We start from the raw sequence: 1700 nt of genomic DNA, 5'->3' as shown, positions 1-1700 counted from the left end.
CCGAAGCCGCCACCGCCAAAGCCACCGCCGGTGCCGCCGGTCGGAGTCCCCGTCCCGCCGCGCACCCGTCCCGTCGGAGCCGAGTCCGGTAGCACCACCATGTCCCCGGCGCCCAGCCCGTCGGTGATCTGTGTGACTCCGCCTGAGCTCACGCCCACGGTGACCGCCCGGGGCGTCTGCTTGCTCCCGGTCAGCTCGTACACCTGTGCTTGGGATCCGGTGTAGTGCAGCGCCGCGGTCGGTACGGTCAGGACGTCGGTCAGCTGCCGGACTATGATCTGCACCTGGGCGCTCGCTCCGAGGTGCAACCCGGCCGGGGTCCCGGTGACGTCAATGATGACCGGGTAGGTCGCCACCCCCGAGCTCTGGGTCGGTAGCAGTCCGACCGTGGACTACCGTCCCGAATACCGTGGTGGTGGCGCCGTTCGGCGTGATGACCGACTGGTTACCGCTCTTGATCTGGCCGATCTGAGTGTCGTCGACAGTTGTGGTGATCTTGTAACCATCGGAACCGACCACCACTACCTGAGCGGACGACGCCGACGTCGATGTGGTCGAGGCCGAGCCCGACGTCGACCCGCCGCTTCCGCCGCCCCCGCCGCTTCCGCCGCCGGACGCGGTAGTGCCACCACCGGAGACCTGTTGGCCGACCGTCAGGTTGACGGCCGCGACAGTACCGGCGATCGGCGATGTCAGGATCGCCTGTGCCAGCGACCGTTGCGCCGCGCCCAGCCCGTCCTGTGCGGCCGTGATCGTCTGGTTGTCCGCGTTCAGCTGGGCGTCCGACGCCCCGGCGGTCTGGTCCGCGGACAGGCGGGACTGACTGGTGGCCACACTGGCCTGGGCCTGCGCGACCGATGCCGCCAGGGCGGCCGAGTCGACGGTGGCTAGCGCCTGCCCCGCCGTAACCTGCTGACCGACCGTGACCGAAACTGCGGTGACCTTACCTGATACGCCAAAGGTCAGGTCCGCCTCGTGGGCGGCCTGGATGACCCCGGTAGCCGAAACCGCCTGCCGGATCGTCCCGAGACTTGCCGCTACCTGACGTGGACTGCTGCCGGTGGCCGACGACGAGACTGCCAGGCCGACCGCGATCGAACCTGCGACGATGACAACGGCTGCCACCGCCCCCAGGGCGAGCATCTTCCGTCCGATCCGCAGGCGCGCGCGCCGTACGTGCATCCACTCCTCCGAAAGCCCCGGCGGGTGAGGCGACCCGCCTACGCGTGTCGGGATGGGCACGACTTGGCGCCGATCTCGATCACTGTCCCTCAGCTTCGCGGAGGAGTCTTGGTATTTGCTGAGAAAATCCGGTGGAACTCCTGACCAACGGCTTTCCGCTGTCCATCGTGGGCGGATCCGCACACGCCATTGGGAGTCAGTTTGGTCTGCGTTTCGCTTGGTAGATCTTTCGGCACGGATGTCGCGCGCCCGGCAGCCCTATCGGGGGACCACCCCGCAGGCACCCGAACCCCGCCGGATTCGCGTCACCGCGCTCACGCGTCGTGCGGCGCCACGACCGCACGGTCCACCGTCACGATCGGCGGGTGCGAGCTGTTCGGCCGCTGTGAGCCGTTCGCGGAGCCGTCGGGCGCTTCCCCGGGCCCTTTCCCACTACACGCGAATGCGGAGCCGCGTCCACAGAAGTCGTGAGCACGGGCGGCGCCTGGCTGTGGGGTGCGTCAACGTACGGTGCGTCA

General features: G+C 68.9%; 1 protein-coding gene and 1 pseudogene. Both read right to left on the bottom strand.

Going from position 1 to position 1700, the window contains the following annotated elements; translation table 11 throughout:
• A pseudogene (locus U9980_RS14115) lies at nt 1–356 on the bottom strand (RND transporter); the annotation flags it as partial.
• Entirely contained in the window at nt 331–1182 is an 852-nt protein-coding gene (locus U9980_RS14110; RefSeq protein WP_322768331.1) for a biotin/lipoyl-binding protein, read from the bottom strand. The gene U9980_RS14110 and the pseudogene U9980_RS14115, both read right to left, overlap by 26 nt.
• Nucleotides 1183–1700: the final 518 nt, after the last annotated feature.

The sequence above is a fragment of the Protofrankia sp. Cr1 genome (assembly GCF_963555865.1).
Taxonomy (GTDB): domain Bacteria; phylum Actinomycetota; class Actinomycetes; order Frankiales; family Frankiaceae; genus Protofrankia.
This window is presented reverse-complemented; position numbering and strand designations above follow the sequence as displayed.

Coding starts and splice junctions, on each gene's coding strand:
- U9980_RS14110 (WP_322768331.1), bottom strand. CDS start 1,182: ATGCACGTACGGCGCGCGCGCCTGCGGATCGGACGGAAGATGCTCGCC.